Origin of the sequence: Agreia sp. Leaf210 (genome assembly GCF_001421485.1) — a bacterium.
GTDB lineage: Bacteria > Actinomycetota > Actinomycetes > Actinomycetales > Microbacteriaceae > Agreia.
Genome location: NZ_LMKK01000001.1, coordinates 810,539 through 828,170 on the forward strand (window position 1 = coordinate 810,539; position 17,632 = coordinate 828,170).

A 17,632-nucleotide genomic window follows, 5' to 3' on the forward strand; every position below is an offset into this window, starting at 1 on the left:
TCCCCGATCGGGACGCGAGGCTTCGTTTGCGCACTGCCCTAGCAGGCTACGACAGCGTCGATCGATCGAGCGCAGCATGACCTCACGTTACGTACGGGCCTGCCTCAGCCCTCGATCTGCAGCACGGGAACGTCGACCGGAACGAAGCCCATGACCTGCCCGTAGAACGACAGCTCGGCCTCGGTGGCCGAGATGATGGTGGATGCGCGCCGGAAGCCGTGCGACTCGCCCTCGTAGGCGAGGTACGCGTGCCTCAGGCCCTTCGCCTCGAGCGCGTCTCTGAAGCGCTCGGCCTGCGAGGGAGGAACGATCTCGTCGTCGAGGCCCTGCAGCAGCAGCACCGGGCACGACAGCCCATCGACGTTGTTCAGTGGCGCTCTCTGCTCGTACAGGTCTGCCGCCTCGGGCAGTGGACCGACCAGCCCGTCGAGGTAGCGCGACTCGAAGTCGTGCGTCTCGGCCGCGAACAGGGTGAGCTCGGCCACCCCGAAGTAGGAGGCGCCGCAGGCGAAGACGTCGGATTGCGTCAGCGAGGCCAGCACTGTCCACCCGCCGGCTGAGCCACCGCGGATCGCCAGGCGGTCGCCGTCGGCGATGCCCGCCTCAGCAAGCCCGCGTACCGCGGCGACCGTGTCGTCGACATCCACGATGCCCCACTGCCCGCGCAGGCGGTCGCGGTACGCGCGCCCGTAGCCGGTGGATCCGCCGTAGTTGATGTCGACGACGCCGATTCCCCGCGACGTGAAGTAGGCGATCGCGGGGTTCACCGCGGGCACGGTGCGACTCGTCGGGCCCCCGTGCACGAAGGCCACGAAGGGCGGCCGCTCGCCATCGGGAGCCGCGAAGTCGGGGTTCGCCGGCTCGTACACGAAGGTGTGCACCGGCCGCTCGTCGGTTCCGAAGGTGCGGGCGACGGCCGTCGGCAGATACGCCGTGTCGGGCAGGTCGTCGACAGTCAGCTTGTTATCAACAGAGAGTCGGATGTCTCGGAGCGCGAGAGTCTGCAGGTCGAGTTCTCGAAGCCCCGACGCCAGAACGGCGCTGCCGCCCGTGACGAGGACGCGATCTCCGCGACGGGCGCCGAACGAGAGGGAGTCGATCTCGAGAGGCAGCTCGGTGAGCTCGCCCGTCGGCACATCGAGGATCGCGGCCTGGTCTGTGCCGAAGGTGCGCACCGTGAGCAAGCGGTCGTCATCGAGCACCGAGTACCAGGTCGTGCCCAGCATCCAGAGCGCGCCGCCGAAGTCGAACTCCGCCGCGTGCAGGGGGCGCAGCTCGGCGTCTGCGAGCTCGACGAGGTAGAGGTTCCACCAGCCGGTGCGGTCGCTGATCACGAAGAGGGCGTCGTCGCCGCGCCACTCCGGCTGCAGCACCGACTCGGTGGTGCTGCCCGCCAGGGTGCGCCACTCGCGCACCTGCCCGCCCTCGTCGAGCTGGCCGACCCTCAACTCCGTGCCGTCCCACGGCATCTGGGGGTGCTCCCAAGCGATCCAGGCGAGCTTCGTGCCGTCGGGAGAGATGCGCGGCGACGCGACGAAGTGCGAGCCCGAGACGATCGAACGGATGCGCCCGGCGTCGTGCGCCGCGCTGCCGTCGAGCGGTATCGCGACGATGTCGCGGGAGAGGCCGGCCTCGCCGTGCGTCTCGCGAACCGCGATGATCTCGGCGCCGCGCTGCTGCAACTCCGCGAACCGCATTCCGAGCCCCTCGGGCGTCAGCGCGTGCGGAACGGCGTCGACCGTGTCGACATCGAGCCGGTAGACGCGCTGATCGTCGAAGTTCGCGAAGACGAGAACAGCCGGCCCGTCGGCGAGACCGGTCACGGTCCACGCTCCCCCGCCATATTCGTGCACTCGGGTGCGGGCGTTGAAGGGAGCGGGCAGCACGTCGATCGGTTCGCCGTCTGCACCGGCGCGACGAATCGAGAGGCGTCCGCCCTCTGTGGGCCGCAGTTCCTGCCACCAGACCTCGTCGCCGGCGTAGGCTCCGCCGCCGACCGGATGGCCCGAACTCGCGAGGGATTCGGCGCTGATCGGCGAGGTCCAGGTTCCGTACGGGGCGATGCGGGAGTCGGTCATGCGCCCACGCTACAACGGGGTGCTGACAACGAAATCTCCGACAGCCTGATCGCCAGAGGGCGCCGTCGGCAGACCGGCCGCCTCGAGCGCTCGCGCATCCTGTTTCGTCGCGGCCGATCGAGCCGAACGCCTGGCGGCGCGAGCCATCATCCGGTCTACGAGGAGTCCCAGCAGAACGGCCGAGACGGCCGCGATCAGCGCCGAGAGGAGCGGATTGTTCTGGATCCACGTCGAGGCGACGAGTGCGACGACGAACATGTACAGCGACCACGAGACGCCGGCCACGACGCTGAGCGGAACGAACGTGCGACGCGAGAGGCCGACGCTGCCCGCCGTGAGGTTCACCGCGATGCGGCCCACGGGAATGTACCTGCCCGTGATGATGAGGCTCGCCGGCCGCACCCGCAGCTGCGTCGACGCGCCCGCCACGGCCGCACGCATCGGGCGGCTGCGCATCCATCTGTATCTCGTAGTGCCCACCCGGCGGCCGATCTCGAACACGATGTTGTCGCCGACGATCGCCCCCACCGCCGCGACCAGCACGAGCGGAACGAGCAGCCCCGGCGATCCTGCGACGGCGACGGCCACCGCGGCGACGAGAACGATGTCGCTGGGAACGGGCGGGAAGAACGCGTCCAGCATGCAGACCGCGAAGACGACGACAAGAACCCAGGGCGACGACACGGCTCCCACGAGCAGATCGGTGAGCTGTTCCATGACGCCTTTCGAGATGATGTCGGGGGTGTGGCTCCACCCTAGAAAAGGCGAGGGAAGCAGCACATCCACCCGGGGGACCACGCGCGTCGCACCCCGGTCTCATCGTCGACGTTAGGTTATGGCTGCACCGCCGCGTAGGGGTATTCGGTTGAACGTTTCTGGAATTCGAGGATCGCCTCGTTGCGCACGAGGCCTCCCTCGATCTCGATGGCACGCCGGATCGTCTCCGACTCGGCCCATGACGACGATCCCTCCATCACCGTGCGGAGGAAGGGCATCAGCGCCTCACTGATCTCCCAGGTGGTCGAGTTCCAGAGCAGCGACGGGCTGTGATCGACGGCGTAATAGTTCGTCGAGTCGCCGACCGTGAACATCGGATCGGCGAACGTCGTGGCTCTCGCCCACTCGAAGCCCATGCCCTCGTCGACCGACACATCGACGATGAGGCTGCCCCCGCGGAACATGCTCAGGTCTTCGGTGCGCAGATACGTGAGCGGCGCGTTCGGATCCTGCAGGGTGCAGTTGACCACGATGTCGTTCTCGGCCAAGAAAGGCGCCAGCAGCACCGGCCCGTCGTCTGTGTTCACCGTGCTCTCGAACGGAGCAGAGTCGTTGTGCTCGAACTGGATGATGTCGACCGACGGGATGGGCGATCCCACGGCCGCTATCCCCCGGTTGGTCAGCACCCGCACATCGTGGATGCCGTGGGCGTTGAGGGCGGTGACGGCCCCGCGCGCGGTCGCACCGAATCCGATCACCACCGCCGTGAGCCGACGTCCGTAGTCACCCGTCGAGCCGCACAGCTGCAGCGCGTGGATGACGGAGCAGTAGCCGGCGAGCTCGTTGTTCTTGTGGAAGACGTGCAGACCGAAGCCGCCTTCGGCCTGCCAGTGGTTCATGGCCTCCCACGCGATGAGGGTCAGCCGCTTGTCGATGGCGAGCTGCGTGATCTCACGATCCTGCACGCAGTGCGGCCACCCCCACAGAACCTGCCCGTCGCGCAGTTCTGCGAGGTCGGAGGCCTGTGGCTTGGGCAGCAGCACCACGTCGGAGCGCTCGATGATCTCTTCGCGTGTCGCCATCGACCCGACCAGCGGTTCGAGTTCGGAGTCGTGGATGCCGAAGCGCAGGCCGTAGCCGCGCTCCAGAATCATGTTCGCCCGTACAGCGTCGTCGATGCGCTCGAGGTGTGCGGGGTGAAGAGGGAGGCGCCGTTCGTCGGCCTTGCGTGACGTGGCCATCACACCGAGGCGCAGCAGGCCGGGCGTGGATGTCGTTTCGCTCATACCTGACCCTAGGGCACGGGGTGATGCGCGACGATCATCTCATTCGCCCGAGAACTCGCCCGCCACGATCGCGTCGGCGTAGGTGCGGATGTCAGGACCGGGTTCGAAGTCGATGAACTTGTCCTTCAGCGCCGAGAAGAGATCTGCGTAGACCTCGTCCGCCGAGCGCCCCTCCGATGTCTTCGCCAGTTCGAGTACGGCTTCGCGCAGAACGCGATCGCTGTCTTCGAGGATCTTCGCGCGGGCTTCGTCGTTCCAGGAGATGTCAGATGAATTCATGCCCCCACGCTATGTCGCGCTCAGGAGGCAGACCCGGGGGTTGCCAGGTCGCTACTTCTTGGGCAGGGCCTGTTCGATGTCGGCGAGCAGGTCGTCTGCATTCTCGATGCCGACCGACAGACGGATGAGGTTCTCGGGCACCTCGAGCGCCGTTCCCTTGACCGAGGCGTGCGTCATCTCGGTGGGGTAGCCCACGAGCGACTCGACCCCGCCGAGCGATTCGGCGAGCGAGAAGAGCTTCGTCGACTCGGCGAACTTGCGGGCGGCCTTCGGTCCTGCCTTGAAGGCGAGAGAGAGCATGCCTCCCGGGCGGCGCATCTGCCGCTTCGCGAGTTCGTGGCCGGGGTGCGATTCGAGCCCCGGGTAGAACACCGTCTCGATGGCGGGGTGGCCCACGAGGTATTCCGCGATCTTCTGGGCGTTGTCGCTGTGGCGCTCCATGCGCACGGCGAGAGTCTTGATTCCTCGAACCGTGAGCCAGGCATCCATCGGGCCCGATACCGCGCCGGCCGCGAACTGCTGAAAGCGCACCTTCTCGTGCAGTTCGTCGTCGTCGAGCACGAGTCCGCCGCCGAGAACGTCGGAGTGGCCGCCCAGGTACTTGGTGGTCGAGTGCACGACGACATCGGCGCCGAGAGCGAGGGGCTGCTGCAGATAGGGCGACGCGAACGTGTTGTCGACGACCACGAGTGCCCCGGCGGCGTGGCCGATCTCTGCCAGCTCGGCGACGTCGCTGATCTTCATCATAGGGTTCGACGGGGTCTCGAGCCAGAGGATCTTCGTCTTGCCCGGAATGACCGCCTTGGCGACGGCCTGCAGGTTCATCATCTCGACGGTGTCGTTCTCGACGCCCCAGCGACCGAAGACGCGGTTGATCAGCCGGTGCGTACCGCCGTAGACGTCGTTGCCCAGCACCACGTGGTCACCGGGTTCGAGCACGGCGCGCAGCAGAGCGTCTTCGGCGGCGAGGCCCGACGAGAACGACAACCCGTGCTTCGCTCCCTCGAGGGCGGCGAGCAGGGTCTCGAGCGACGACCGGGTGGGGTTGCCGCCTCGCGCGTACTCGTAGCCTCCCCGAAAACCGCCGATGCCGTCTTGCACGAAGGTCGACGTCTGGTAGATCGGGGGGATGATCGCGCCGGTCGTCGGGTCGAACTCCTGTCCGGCGTGAACGGCGACGGTCTCGAACTGCTGCTTTTTCTGGGGCATGTCTACTTTCAAGTCGAGTGGGCCGCGGAATATTCGCGCGGGCGGCTTATTCGATGGCGGAACTATTCGCTCAGGAAGGTGAGCAGGTCGTGCCGGGTGATCACGGCCACGGGCTTGCCGTCGTCGGTCACCAGCAGGGCGCCGGCTTCGCCGAGAAAGCGTCGCGCCGAGGCGACAGACTCGTGGATGCCGATGAGCGGCAGAGGATCGCTGGCAAAGGCCCCGACATGGTCGGTCATGGAGGCCCGGCCGGAGAACACCTCTTCGAGCAGGCTCTGCTCGTTGAGCGAACCGGTGACCTCGCCCATCACCACGGGCGGCTCCGCCGAGAGCACCGGCAGCTGAGAGACGCCGTAGCTCGTCATGATCTGGATGGCGTCGCGCACGGTGTCGCTCGGGTGCGCGTGCACGAGCGCGGGAAGCCCGCCGGTCTTGGCCTTCAGGATGTCGCCCACCGTGGCCTCGTCGGTGGCGTCTGCGAAACCGTAGCTTCGCATCCACTTGTCGTTGAAGATCTTGCCGAGGTAGCCGCGGCCCCCGTCGGGAAGGAGTACCACCACGACGTCGTCGGGCCCGAGCTTGGCGGCAGCCTTCAGAGCGGCGGCCACGGCGAGCCCGGACGATCCTCCGACGAGAAGGCCCTCTTCGCGCGCCAGCCGGCGGGTCAGAGCGAACGACTCGGCGTCGCTCGCCGCGATGATCTCGTCGACCACGCTCGCGTCGTAGGCCTCGGGCCAGAAGTCCTCTCCCACTCCCTCGACGAGGTAGGGGCGGCCGGTGCCGCCGGAGTAGACCGATCCCTCGGGGTCGGCGCCGATGATCGTGACCTCGCCACCCGACACCTCTTTGAGGTAGCGGCCGACACCCGAGATGGTGCCGCCGGTGCCGACGCCCGCGACGAAGTGCGTGATCTTGCCCTCGGTGTCGGCCCAGATCTCGGGGCCGGTGGTCTCGTAGTGGCTGAGCGGCCCGTTCGGGTTGGAGTACTGGTTCGGCTTGAAGGCGCCCGGAATCTCGCGAGCGAGACGATCGGAGACCGAGTAATAGGAGTTGGGGTCTTCGGGCGCCACCGACGTGGGCGTGACCACGATCTCGGCCCCGTAGGCGGTGAGCACGTTGCGCTTGTCTTCGCCGACCTTGTCGGGAAGCACGAAGACGCAGCGATAGCCGCGCTGCTGGGCCACGAGAGCGAGGCCGACGCCGGTGTTGCCCGAGGTCGGTTCGACGATCGTGCCGCCGGGCTTCAGCTTTCCCTCGCGCTCAGCTGCGTCGATGATGCGCGTCGCGATGCGGTCTTTCGACGAACCACCGGGGTTCAGATACTCGACCTTCGCCAGCACCGTGGCCCGGATGCCCTCGGTGACGCTGTTGAGCTTGACGAGGGGCGTGTTGCCCACCAGATCGATGACCGTATTCGCGTATTTCACCTCACGAAACTATCACCGCCACCCGGTGAACAGGCCCGCGCGCGAGCTGATCTACGTCGTTTCGTGCTGCTGCGAGTAGAGCGTCGAGTAGACCCCGTCGGCGTCGATCAGCTCGGCGTGCGTTCCGCGCTCGACGACCTCGCCGTTGTCGATCACGAAGATGACGTCGGCCGACAGCACCGTCGAGAGCCGGTGGGCGATCGCGATGGTCGTGCGGCCGCGGGATGCCGTGTCGAGCGCCGCCTGCACGACCCGTTCCGAGATGGTGTCGAGGGCGCTCGTGGCCTCGTCGAGAATGAGCACAGCGGGGTCTTTCAGCAGCACCCGGGCGATGGCGATGCGCTGCTTCTCTCCGCCGGAGAGGCGATAGCCCCGCTCCCCCACCACGGTGTCGTACCCGGCGGGGAAGCTCATGACGCGGTCGTGGATGTTCGCCTGACGCGCGGCTTCTTCGATTTCGGCCTGCGTGGCATCCGGCTTCGCGTAGCGCAGGTTGTCGGCGATCGTCGCGTGAAAGAGATAGGTCTCCTGGCTCACGATTCCGAGGTTCGCCACCAGGGAGTCCTGGCTGAGGTCGCGCACGTCCGTGCCCGCGAAGCGAACCGTGCCGTCGGTCGCCTCGTAGAAGCGCGGCACCAGATACGACACCGTGGTCTTGCCCGCACCCGACGGACCGACGAAGGCCGCGAACTGGCCGGGCTCGATCACGAACGACACCCCGTTCAGCGTCGGGCGAGAGTCGTCCTCGGCATCCGGGTAGCGAAAGACGACGTCGTCGAACTCGATGCGGCCGAGGTGAGCCGTGTCGACCGCCCGCGCATCGGGCGCATCCGAGATGGCCGGCTTCAGATCGAGATACTCGAAGATGCGGGCGAACAACGCGCTCGAGGTCTGCAGGTCGAGCGCCACGCGCATGAGTCCGAGCAGGGGGAACAGGAGCCGGGCCTGCACGGTCGTGAACGCAACGATGGTGCCCGCGGTGATGTCGGGAGAACCGCCGACCAGCAGCCATCCGGCCACGAGGTACACGATGGCGGGGATCGCCGACAGGAAGATGTTGACCATCGCGAAGAACCACTGGCCGCTCATCTGCTGGCTCACCTGCAGTCGCACCTGGGTGGCGTTCTCGTCGGCGTAGCGACCGATCTCGGTCTGCTGCCGGTTGAAGCTCTTCGAGAGCAGGATGCCCGACACGCTCAGGGTCTCCTGCGTGATCGCCGTCATGTCCGAGAGCGATTCCTGGGTCTTCGTGGCGATGCGGGCCCGCACTTGACCTACCCGTCGCTGCGCGAGAACCAGGATGGGCATCAGCACCAGGGCCACGATCGTGAGCTGCCAGTTCAGCAGCAGCATGGCCACGACGGCGGCGATGAGCGTGACGGTGTTGCCGAGAATCGACGAGATGGTGTTGGTCAGCACGCTGGCCACGCCGCCCACGTCGTTCTGCAGGCGCGACTGGATGACACCCGTCTTCGTCTTGGTGAAGAAGCTCAGCTCCATCGCCTCGAGGTGCGTGAAGAGTCGAACGCGGAGCGCGCCCATGACGCTGTTGCCGACCTTGGCGGTGAGATAGGTCTGCCAGACGCTAAGAAGGCTCGAGACGATGTAGATCACGATCATCAGAACGACGATCTCGATCAGCACCGGCAGGTTGGGGCCCTGGATGATCGAGCCAGCGTCTCCCGTGTCGGCCCCTGGGCCTGCAGACGGGAACAGCCCGTCGTCGAAGGCCCGCTGCGTGAGCAGCGGCGGGATCACCGTGAGGCCGGCCCCGAGCAGCACGAGCACGATGGTGCCGATGATGGGCCGGCGGTATGGCGAGAAGAGCGAGAGGATGCGGCTGAGGAGGTGGTCGATCTTCGGAGCGCTCTTGTTGAGCTCTTTCTGCAGACCGACATCTCCGGCGCTCACGCCGCCTCTGTGGCCGCCGCCACCTCGCATACTCATCTGCTCAACCTACCCGCGGTTCAACGCACGAGGCCCTCCGGCGGGCTCGGGGAACGGTTCGCTCCCTGAGCCCGTCGAAGGGCCTGCATTGCGCGTCACTAGCCCTTCGTGGCTCCGGCGAGCAGGCCTCGAACGAAGAAGCGCTGCAGCGAGAAGAACACGACGAGCGGCACGATGATCGAGATGAACGCACCGGCGGACTGCAGGAACCACTGGTTGCCCCAGGTGCCCGACAGCGAGTTGAGCGTCTGGGTGAGCGGCAGCGATGTCGACGGCGCGAAGATCGTCGCCACGAGCAGGTCGTTCCAGACCCAGAGGAACTGGAAGATGGCGAACGACGCGATCGCCGGCGTGGCCAGCGGCAGCACGATACGGAAGAAGATCTGTCCGTGTCCGGCTCCGTCGACACGAGCGGCCTCGATCACCTCTCCCGGAATCTCCGAGATGAAGTTGTGCAGCATGAAGATGGCCAGCGGCAGGGCGAAGATCGCGTGGGCGATCCAGACCGTCGCGAAGCTGTGCTCGGCGTCACGCAGCTCGAATCCCGGGAAGATGCCCACGCCGTTGACGGTGAGGCCCTTCGAGAAGAGGCTGAGCAGCGGCACGAGCGCCATCTGGATGGGCACGATCTGCAGGGCGAACACACCGACGAACACGATGTTCTTGAACTTGAAATCGATCCACGCGAAGGCGTATGCCGCGAGCGAGGCGATGACGAGGGGGAACACGGTCGCCGGAATCGTGATGCCCAGCGAGTTGATGAACGACTGGCCGAGCGTGAGCGCCGTTCCGCCGGAGTTCAGAGCCTGCGAATAGTTGTCGAGCGTGAACGAGGGGTTCACGAAGACCGTCCACCACCCGGAGGACTGCGTGTCTGATCCGGGGCGGAAGGAGGTGACGAAGAGGCCGAAGGTGGGGATGGTCCAGATCACGGCGATGATGATCGCGGCGATCGTGGCGCCCTTCGAGGTGAGGCGCTTCTGCGCCATCTTCTCGCTCTTCTGGGTGGCCCGAGCGACCTGACGCTTCGACCTGTTGTCGACGAGAGTGTCGGTGGTCATCGGATCTCCCTCTGCTTCCGCATCTGGTTGGCGTTGTAGATGATCAGCGGCAGCACGAACAGGAACAGTACGACGGCGAGCGCCGCCGAGTGCCCGTAGCTCTGGAAGCGCTGCTGCTGGTTGACCATCTCGAAGCCGAGGACAGTCGTATTGGCGCGGCCACCGGTCATGACGGCGACGATGTCGTACACCTTGAGCGAGCCGATGGCGATGGTCGTCAGAACGACGATCAGCGACGAGCGGATGCCGGGAACCGTGACGTTGCGGAAGCGCTGCCAGGCGTTGGTGCCGTCGAGCTCGGCGGCCTCCATCTGCTCGGTGGGAACGCCCTTGATAGCCGCCGACAGGATCACCATGGCGAATCCGGTCTGCGTCCAGATGAAGACCACGAGCAGGAGCAGGGTGTTGATGAGGGGCTGCGCGTCGAGCCACGAGACCGGCTGTCCGCCGAAGGCCGTGACGATCGCGTTCAGCAGACCGACCTGCTCGCCCTGGCGGTTGTCGTAGATGAACTTCCAGATGATTCCGGCGCCGACGAACGAGATGGCCATGGGCATGAACACCAGCGACTTGAGGTACTTCTCGCCGCGAGCCTTGTCGATGAACACCGCGTAGGCGAGACCGATCATCGTCGAGAAGACGGGGGCCACGAGCACCCAGATGAGGGTGTTGACGACAGACCAGAATCCCTCGGGATTGGTGAAGACCCAGAAGTAGTTCTCGAGGCCGACGAACTCGGTCGTGGTCTTGTCGAAGAACGACTGGTAGATCGTGGCCACGGTCGGGTAGATGAGTCCGAGCGCGAGCAGCAGCGCCGCGGGGGCCATGAACGTGACGAGCTGGAAGAGGTAGCCCGCGCCCTGTCGCGACCGGTAGTCGGCGAAGAACAGCAGGGCGCCCACGACGAGCGCGATGACCAGAACCCAGATGAGCGCGTTCTGGTAGGGGCGCAGGAGCATCAGCGCCAGTACCGGGATGACGAAGCACGCGGCGAGACGCAGCCAGAAGTAGAAGTTGCCCGCTCGCGGCGCGTACTCGATGAGAACGAGGATGAGCGCGATGACGAGACCGAAGATCACGATGATGATCGGAATCTGAGCGAGAGGGTTCAGGTTTCCCATCCACCGGAAGAGGCTGTTCAGCGAGAACCCGAGAGAGACGGGCTTGGCCTCGTCGTTCGGCGGACTCGTGATCAGCAGGACGAAGACGACGGCCAGGACGACCGCGGCTCCCGCGACGACCAGCTTGGTCGTGCGCGCCGACGGCTGCCGCCTCGGCGATTCATGTGGCTCCGGTGGTACTGCTGACACCGGAGGCGTCTTCGTTCGTGTGTCGGACATGAATACCCTTTCGAGTACAACGGTGGACTCTTGGATTGGCCAACAGTAGCGCTTAAAGAATGGGCGCATCGACCTTTCGGTCGGTAGGGCCGAGAGTGGGGGCCGCCCCGTTGTACGAGCGGCCCCCACGGGCGCCGGGCAGGTCTGCCCGGCAGGTGGTCATGCGTTAGTTCTCGTAACCAGCCTGGATGTCGCTGAGCACCGTGTCGGTGTCCTTGCCATCGATCCAGCTGACCATGCCCTTCCAGAACGAACCGGAGCCGACGGTCGAGGGCATCAGGTCAGAGCCATCGAATCGAACGGTCGTGTTGGAGTCCTGGAGGAGCTTCATGGCGTCCTGCAGCAGCGGGCTGGATGCCTTCGAGGGGTCGGCGTTCAGGTTGGCCGAGATGACGCCACCGAGGCTGACGCGAGCGTCGGCGAACTCGGGGGTGGCCATGTAAGCGGTGACCTTCTTGACAGCCTCGGAGTCGGTGAACGGCGTGACGAACTCGCCGCCGACCTCGATGTTGGCCGAGCCGGCCTCGATGCCCGGAAGCACGAAGCCGTAGACATCACCGTCGGGAGCGACGGTGGGCGTGGCGCCCGCAGCGGTCTTGACGTCGAGGAAGTTGCTCGAGAGGAACGACGCCTGGTGGGTCAGCGCGCAGCTGCCGTCGGCGACCTTGGCGGCAACGTCACCGAATGCGGTGGAGTTGATGCTCTTGACATCGCCGTAACCCGCGTTCACGTAGTTCGGGTTGAGGAGGATCTCTCCGACGGAGTCGAAGGCCTTCTTGATGTCGGGGTCGGTGAACTTGGTGTCTCCCGCGACCCAGCTGTCGTAGACGTCGGGGCCGGACTGGCGGAGGACGAGGTCCTCGATCCAGTCGGTTCCGGGCCAGCCCGAAGCAGCGTCAGACGCGAAGCCGGCACACCAGGGCGCCTTGCCCGTCTTCTCCTGGATGGTCTTGGTCAGGGCGAGCGTCTCGTCCCATGTGGTGGGCACGGTGACGCCCCACTCCTTGAACTGCGCCGGCGAGTACCAGACGTAGCCCTTGATGCTCGCGAGCATCGGGGCCGCGTAGAACTTGTCGTCGAACGTGCCGTACTTCTTCCAGTCGGGCGACCAGTTCTTGTCGACGTTGGCGCTCGTCTCTTCTCCGGCCTCCTTGACCTCACCGGTCTCGACGAGGGTCTTGAGCAGACCTGGCTGGGGAACGATGGCGATGTCGGGGGCGGAGCCACCGGTCACCTTCGTGACAATGTTGCCTTCGAAGCTCTTGTCACCCGTGTACTCGACCTTGATGCCGGTGTCTTTGGTGAATGCGTCGAAGCTCTTGTTCAGGGCGTCGGCCTCGGTGCCGGTGATACCACCGGAGATCTTGACGGTCTGACCCTCGGTCGAACCGGAGTCGGTGCCGCTCTCTTCGGCACAGCCGACAAGGGCGAGTCCGACGATGGTGGCGATGGCGATAGGTGCTGCGATACGGCGATGCAGGGAAACCCGCATTTCTCCTCCTCATTGAGTCGAGAACAGATCGTCAGGACGGCCGATCTGCCTGCCGGTTGAGTGACCGGACTAGGACCGCCCAGCCACGCGAACAGGACGCGGGGAGGGCATGTAGGAAAACCTTTCCATGAGTTCCATGGAATCACAACCCTGCGAGCGACGTAAGAAAATTCCGTAACGATTCGATACCGAGAGCGCTCTCAGAGTTCAGCCTCATCCGGGTGCCGACGCTATTGTTGTGCTCGGGAATGTGACGGGGACGTTACATTTGTGGAACCGATTGCAGACGAGGGGGTCAGCCAGGAATGTCGGGTATCGAAGACGTCGCGATTCGAGCGGGAGTGTCGAAGGCCACGGTCTCGCGCGCTCTGAGCGGACGCGGCTATGTCTCGTCGATCACCCGCGACAAGGTGGCGATCGCGGCCAGCGAGCTCGGCTACGTGGTCTCGTCGAATGCCTCGAGTCTCGTCACGGGGCGAACAAACAACGTGGGCGTGATCATCCCGGTGATCAACCAGTGGTTCTTCGGCAGCATCATCGAGGGCGTCGAGCGCGCCCTGATCGAGCGCGGCTACGACCTCATGCTCTACAACCTCACCAAAGACATCGAGGCCCGAAGCAGGGTCTTCGAGTACTTCCTGGTGCGCAAGCGGGTCGACGCGATCATCGCCGTGACCCTCGAGATCTCACCAGACGAGGCATCCAGCCTGCTCGGCCTCGGCAAGCCCATCGCGGGCATCGGCGGCCCGCTCGCGGGCATCCCCACCCTCAGCATCGACGACATCGCAGCGGCCCGATTGGCGACAGAGCACCTCATCGCCCTCGGCCACACCAACATCATGCACGTGGGCGGCGATGCGGCGGAGCTGATGGACTTCCACGTGCATTCCAAGCGCCTGCAGGGGTTCATGGATGCCCTGGCGGCCGCGGGTCTCCCGTTCAGCGACGAGTCCTACGTCGCGACCCACTTCGACATCCCGGGCGGTTACGCCGCGGGCAAGCAGATCCTCGGCGATCCGCGGCGCCGGCCCACCGCCATCTTCGCCGCAGCCGACGAGGTGGCGATCGGCGTCATCCTCGCCGCCCGTGAGCTGGGCATCTCGGTTCCCGACGACCTGTCGGTGATCGGCATCGACAACCATCCGCTCGCCGAGCTGTTCGGGCTCACCTCGATCGCGCAGAACCCCGCCAAGCAGGGCGAGCAGGCGGTCGACCTGGTGATCCGTCAACTCGAGACGGCCGGCTGGACGCCGCCGAACATCCACACGACGGTGCCCGCGCAGCTCGTGATGCGCTCCAGCACGTCTGCCCCGCGCGCGGGCTCCCCGCGCTGACCGAGGGCCGAGCTCGGGCGTCGACGGTCAGTCGCGCTCACCTCGGAACGCCCGACCCGACGATGCGAGGAATTCGTCGAACGACGCGCGGGCACGACGACGTCGATCGCCACGCTCGTGGCCGACGACGCGCACCCGAGGATCGGGCTTCGGGGTACGGAGACGTGATGGGCGCCAGCGATCCGGCCACCAGGTGTGCGCGAGAGAGAAGGCGAACAACAGCCACCCGGGTACGAGCAACCAGCCGTTCGGCGCTCCCCCGCCGCCGAGAACGGCCGATGCGATGAGGAGCCCGGCGCCGACCACCGCGCCGACGAAGGCGAGCTCGCTGTTGCGGATCCACCAGTGCCGCGCCCTGCGGCTGACACGCAGCGGAAGCCCCGCGACGACGACGAAGACGGTGGAGATCGCGGAGACCACGACGGCGGCGAGCAGGCACAGGAGGAATGCGCCGACCCCGTCGGACGCATAGCCCGTCGACAGCAGCAGAATCGTGGCCGCCACCGACAGGATGGCGCCGGTGGCGATGAGGTGAGCGGTCAGAACCCCGAGCTGGGCGGCTCCACGAGCCACGGGCGGGGCCGCGGCTTTGACCGTGCCGACCACACGGGCACCGGATGCGCGGAGGTTCGGCCTGGCCCTGCGATCGCGGGCGGGCGGGGCGTCGTGCACGCGTGGGGGAACGTCGTCGTACACCGTGGCCATGACGACTCCTCTCGTCGCTGAACTTCAAGGGTACACACCCCGCCTGAGTACACAGAAGGCCCCCGCACGTTCGGTGCGGGGGCCTTCTGATTCAGTAGTGTGCTCCGAAGCCGGAGCGCAGACTACTTGAGGGTGACGGTTGCGCCAGCCTCTTCGAGCTGAGCCTTGGCCTTCTCGGCGGTCTCCTTGTTGGCGCCCTCGAGGACAGCCTTGGGAGCTCCGTCAACGAGTGCCTTCGCCTCTCCGAGACCGAGGCTCGTGAGGGCGCGCACCTCCTTGATGACCTGGATCTTCTTCTCGCCAGCCGACTCGAGGACGACGTCGAAGGAATCCTTCTCCTCGACCTCTTCGACGGCGGCGGCAGCGCCACCGGCCGCGGCGACCGCGACGGGGGCAGCAGCGGTGACCTCGAAGGTCTCCTCGAACGCCTTGACGAACTCGCTCAGCTCAATGAGCGTGAGCTCCTTGAACGCGTCGAGCAGCTCTGCAGTTGACAGCTTTGCCATGATTTTCTCCTTGTGATTTTCCCCTTCGACAAGCTCAGGGAACGAACTTGTGAAACGGAATTAGTTACTTGACTGCTTCTCGCGCAGCGCATCGACCGTGCGAACGGCCTTCGACAGCGGTGCGTTGAAGAGGTATGCGGCACCGAACAGCGAGGCCTTGAAGGCGCCTGCGAGCTTCGCAAGCAGCACCTCCCGGGATTCGAGGTCGGCGAGCTTCGAGACCTCTTCGGCGGTCAGGGGGTTACCGTCGAAGTAACCGCCCTTCACAACGAGAAGAGGGTTTGCCTTGGCAAAGTCGCGCAGGGACTTCGCGACGGCGACAGGGTCACCGTGAACGAAAGCGATGGCGGACGGGCCGGCGAGTTCGTCGTCGAACGACGAGATGCCGGCGTTGTTGGCCGCAATCTTGGTCAGCGTGTTCTTTACCACGGCGTAGCTAGCGTGCTCACGGAGGGTGCCGCGCAGCGTCTTAAGCTGGGCGACCGTGAGACCGCGGTACTCGGTCAGCAGAACGGCGGTCGAGCTCTGGAAAAGTTCCGTGAGTTCGGCAACCGAGGCTTCCTTGTTCGCCATGGCGCTCCTTGTGGTTTCAATGCCGGTAGCCCCAGGCGCACCCCACAAAAAAAGCTCCGGCGCAGGAGGCCGGAGCGAATGCACACGAGTGTGCGTTTACTAACGTATTCCTGCGCAGGTCTTCACGGACGTGAACCTTCGATCACTGCGTCTGCGTTCGAACGAATCGAATGCGGGCACGGCGATAACCGGCGGTCTTTGGCTTCGTTCACCCTACGTCATGCGCGGGAGCCATGCAAGTGCGCGGCGGAATCATGCCGTGGTACTACCCAGACACATCCCCGGTCGGATGCCCGGATCGCGCCTCGTTCGTAGCGTTGAAGCATGACAACTTCGACACTCACCCCAGACACCCCGAACGTTCCCGACACCGATGCCAACACCACCGTTCAGCTGCCGATCTCGCAGCTGCCCGCCTCCGAAACGTTTGCCTCGCAGCAGCCACCGGCGCAGCCCGCCGCGCCGCAGGCCACCGCTCCCGCCTCACCCCACTACGACTACCCGCCCGTTCGCCCCACGAACGTGCTGGGCATCGTCACCCTGGTGCTCGGCGTGCTCGGCTTCGCGATCGTGCCCGTGGTCACCGGGCACATCGCCCTGGCACAGATCAAGCGCACGGGCGATGAGGGACGTGGCATCACGATCGCCGGCCTCGTTCTCGGCTACATCGGCCTCGCCGGCTACACCCTCGCGGCACTGCTCTTCTTCGGAGCGCTGTTCCTCGGCTTCATCGGCGCAGTGAGCTCCTACCGGTGATCGCCGCCCCGGCCTTCCGCGAGCGCCTGCGTCATCGGATAAGCGACGTAGGCGACGCGGCGGCCATCCGGAGACCAACCCGGCACGTTCGTCGTGCCCTGCCCACCCAGAAATGAGTCGATCAGTCTGTCGTCTCGCGACGAGAGATCGATCAGCCTCAGTTCGACGTCGAGATTCGGCGGATGGCCCGTCGTACCCGCGGGGTAGCTGAGGTAGAGCACGTGTCGGCCGTCGGGCGACGGATGCGGAAACCAGTTGACCCGGTCGTCGTGTGTCATGCGCTGCAGACCGCTGCCGTCGATGCCCATGCGGAACAGCTGGGCGTGTCCCGGGTACTCTCCCGCGCGCTCCGAGTTGAACCAGATGGCCTCGCCGTCGGCCGAGAAGTCGCAGCCGTCGTCGGCGAAGGCGTCGTCGGTGAGTTGCGTGTGCGGCCCGCCCGCCGCGGGCAGCGTGTAGACGTTGGTCACCCACGTGCCGGATGCGTCGAGGCCGCCCCCGATGGCGGCCAGCGTCTGACCGTCGCGCGAGACCCCGTGCAGGTAGTACTTGAAGCGCAGCGCCGGGTCGCGCCGCTCCGTGATGCGGCTCGCGACACCTCCCCGCCACGGGATGCGATAGAGCTGACCGTCTCTCGCCGAGACCAGCAGGTGCTCGCCGTCGGGCGAGATGACGTGGTCGTTGTTCAGCACGAGCGGCTCCGGCACCGCGATGGTCTGCAGCGGAGACGTCCCATCCGCGCGCAGCCGCACGAGGCCGCCCTCGACGTTGAGCACGAGCCACTCGCCGCCCGGATGCCAGTTCGGCGCCTCGACGAAACGCTCCGTCGAGCTGAACACGACCGTGGTCTCGCCCGCGTCGAGATCGTGCACGCGCACCTCGGCACGCTGGTGCGTCTGCAAGGTCAAGAAGGTCATGCCAC

The 17,632-nt window shown here is 66.0% G+C and carries 16 protein-coding genes; 2 read left to right on the plus strand and 14 right to left on the minus strand.

All coding sequences use genetic code 11. The features are described from left to right. Positions 1–104: 104 nt before the first annotated feature. The 10 genes from ASE64_RS03800 to ASE64_RS03845 form a co-directional block, all read right to left on the minus strand. Positions 105–2,078, minus strand: a complete 1,974-nt coding sequence (locus tag ASE64_RS03800) for a S9 family peptidase (protein ID WP_055776070.1) — start codon at positions 2,076–2,078, stop codon at positions 105–107. A gap of 9 nt (positions 2,079–2,087) precedes the next feature. Continuing rightward, positions 2,088–2,795: a DedA family protein gene (locus ASE64_RS03805; protein WP_055776074.1), complete on the minus strand. Its 708-nt coding sequence runs from the start codon at positions 2,793–2,795 to the stop codon at positions 2,088–2,090. Between the two features lie 116 nt (positions 2,796–2,911). Next, positions 2,912–4,081, minus strand: a complete 1,170-nt coding sequence (locus ASE64_RS03810; RefSeq protein ID WP_055776077.1) for a N(5)-(carboxyethyl)ornithine synthase — start codon at positions 4,079–4,081, stop codon at positions 2,912–2,914. Between the two features lie 39 nt (positions 4,082–4,120). After that, positions 4,121–4,360: a hypothetical protein gene (locus tag ASE64_RS03815; RefSeq protein WP_055776080.1), complete on the minus strand. Its 240-nt coding sequence runs from the start codon at positions 4,358–4,360 to the stop codon at positions 4,121–4,123. Positions 4,361–4,411: 51 nt separating this feature from the next. Beyond that, positions 4,412–5,569, minus strand: a complete 1,158-nt coding sequence (locus ASE64_RS03820) for a cystathionine gamma-synthase (protein WP_055776082.1) — start codon at positions 5,567–5,569, stop codon at positions 4,412–4,414. Positions 5,570–5,631: 62 nt separating this feature from the next. Beyond that, entirely contained in the window at positions 5,632–6,996 is a 1,365-nt protein-coding gene (locus ASE64_RS03825) for a cystathionine beta-synthase (RefSeq protein ID WP_055776085.1), read from the minus strand. 51 nt (positions 6,997–7,047) lie between these two features. Further along, entirely contained in the window at positions 7,048–8,943 is a 1,896-nt protein-coding gene (locus ASE64_RS03830; RefSeq protein WP_055776088.1) for an ABC transporter ATP-binding protein, read from the minus strand. 98 nt (positions 8,944–9,041) lie between these two features. After that, positions 9,042–10,004, minus strand: coding sequence for a carbohydrate ABC transporter permease (locus ASE64_RS03835; protein ID WP_055776091.1), 963 nt, complete (start codon positions 10,002–10,004; stop codon positions 9,042–9,044). After that, complete coding sequence (locus ASE64_RS03840; protein WP_082465869.1) at positions 10,001–11,344, minus strand: carbohydrate ABC transporter permease; 1,344 nt, start codon at positions 11,342–11,344, stop codon at positions 10,001–10,003. The genes ASE64_RS03835 and ASE64_RS03840 overlap by 4 nt, the downstream gene beginning before the upstream one ends. A gap of 166 nt (positions 11,345–11,510) precedes the next feature. Then, positions 11,511–12,836: an ABC transporter substrate-binding protein gene (locus ASE64_RS03845; RefSeq protein WP_055776094.1), complete on the minus strand. Its 1,326-nt coding sequence runs from the start codon at positions 12,834–12,836 to the stop codon at positions 11,511–11,513. 305 nt (positions 12,837–13,141) lie between these two features. On the opposite strand from ASE64_RS03845, the gene ASE64_RS03850 reads away from it, so the two are divergent. Then, on the plus strand, positions 13,142–14,170 hold the full coding sequence (locus ASE64_RS03850) for a LacI family DNA-binding transcriptional regulator (RefSeq protein ID WP_055776097.1): 1,029 nt from the start codon (positions 13,142–13,144) through the stop codon (positions 14,168–14,170). 27 nt (positions 14,171–14,197) lie between these two features. Here ASE64_RS03850 and ASE64_RS03855 read toward each other — a convergent pair whose 3' ends face one another. From ASE64_RS03855 to rplJ, 3 genes are all read right to left on the minus strand, one after another. After that, positions 14,198–14,875 carry a hypothetical protein gene (locus ASE64_RS03855; protein ID WP_055776101.1) on the minus strand — a complete coding sequence of 226 codons (678 nt, stop codon included), beginning with the start codon at positions 14,873–14,875 and terminating at the stop codon, positions 14,198–14,200. A gap of 122 nt (positions 14,876–14,997) precedes the next feature. Next, the gene (gene rplL, locus ASE64_RS03860; RefSeq protein WP_044441566.1) at positions 14,998–15,381 is read right to left on the minus strand and encodes a 50S ribosomal protein L7/L12; all 384 of its coding nucleotides are present in this window, start codon (positions 15,379–15,381) and stop codon (positions 14,998–15,000) included. A 60-nt stretch (positions 15,382–15,441) separates the two neighbouring features. After that, positions 15,442–15,954 carry a 50S ribosomal protein L10 gene (gene rplJ / locus ASE64_RS03865; RefSeq protein WP_044441564.1) on the minus strand — a complete coding sequence of 171 codons (513 nt, stop codon included), beginning with the start codon at positions 15,952–15,954 and terminating at the stop codon, positions 15,442–15,444. 324 nt (positions 15,955–16,278) lie between these two features. Between rplJ and ASE64_RS03870 the strand changes: the two genes are divergently transcribed. After that, positions 16,279–16,710 carry a DUF4190 domain-containing protein gene (locus tag ASE64_RS03870; RefSeq protein ID WP_055776105.1) on the plus strand — a complete coding sequence of 144 codons (432 nt, stop codon included), beginning with the start codon at positions 16,279–16,281 and terminating at the stop codon, positions 16,708–16,710. On the opposite strand, the gene ASE64_RS03875 is transcribed toward ASE64_RS03870, so the two are convergent. Continuing rightward, entirely contained in the window at positions 16,701–17,627 is a 927-nt protein-coding gene (locus tag ASE64_RS03875; protein ID WP_235480481.1) for a TolB family protein, read from the minus strand. The genes ASE64_RS03870 and ASE64_RS03875 overlap by 10 nt on opposite strands. Positions 17,628–17,632 lie beyond the last annotated feature (5 nt).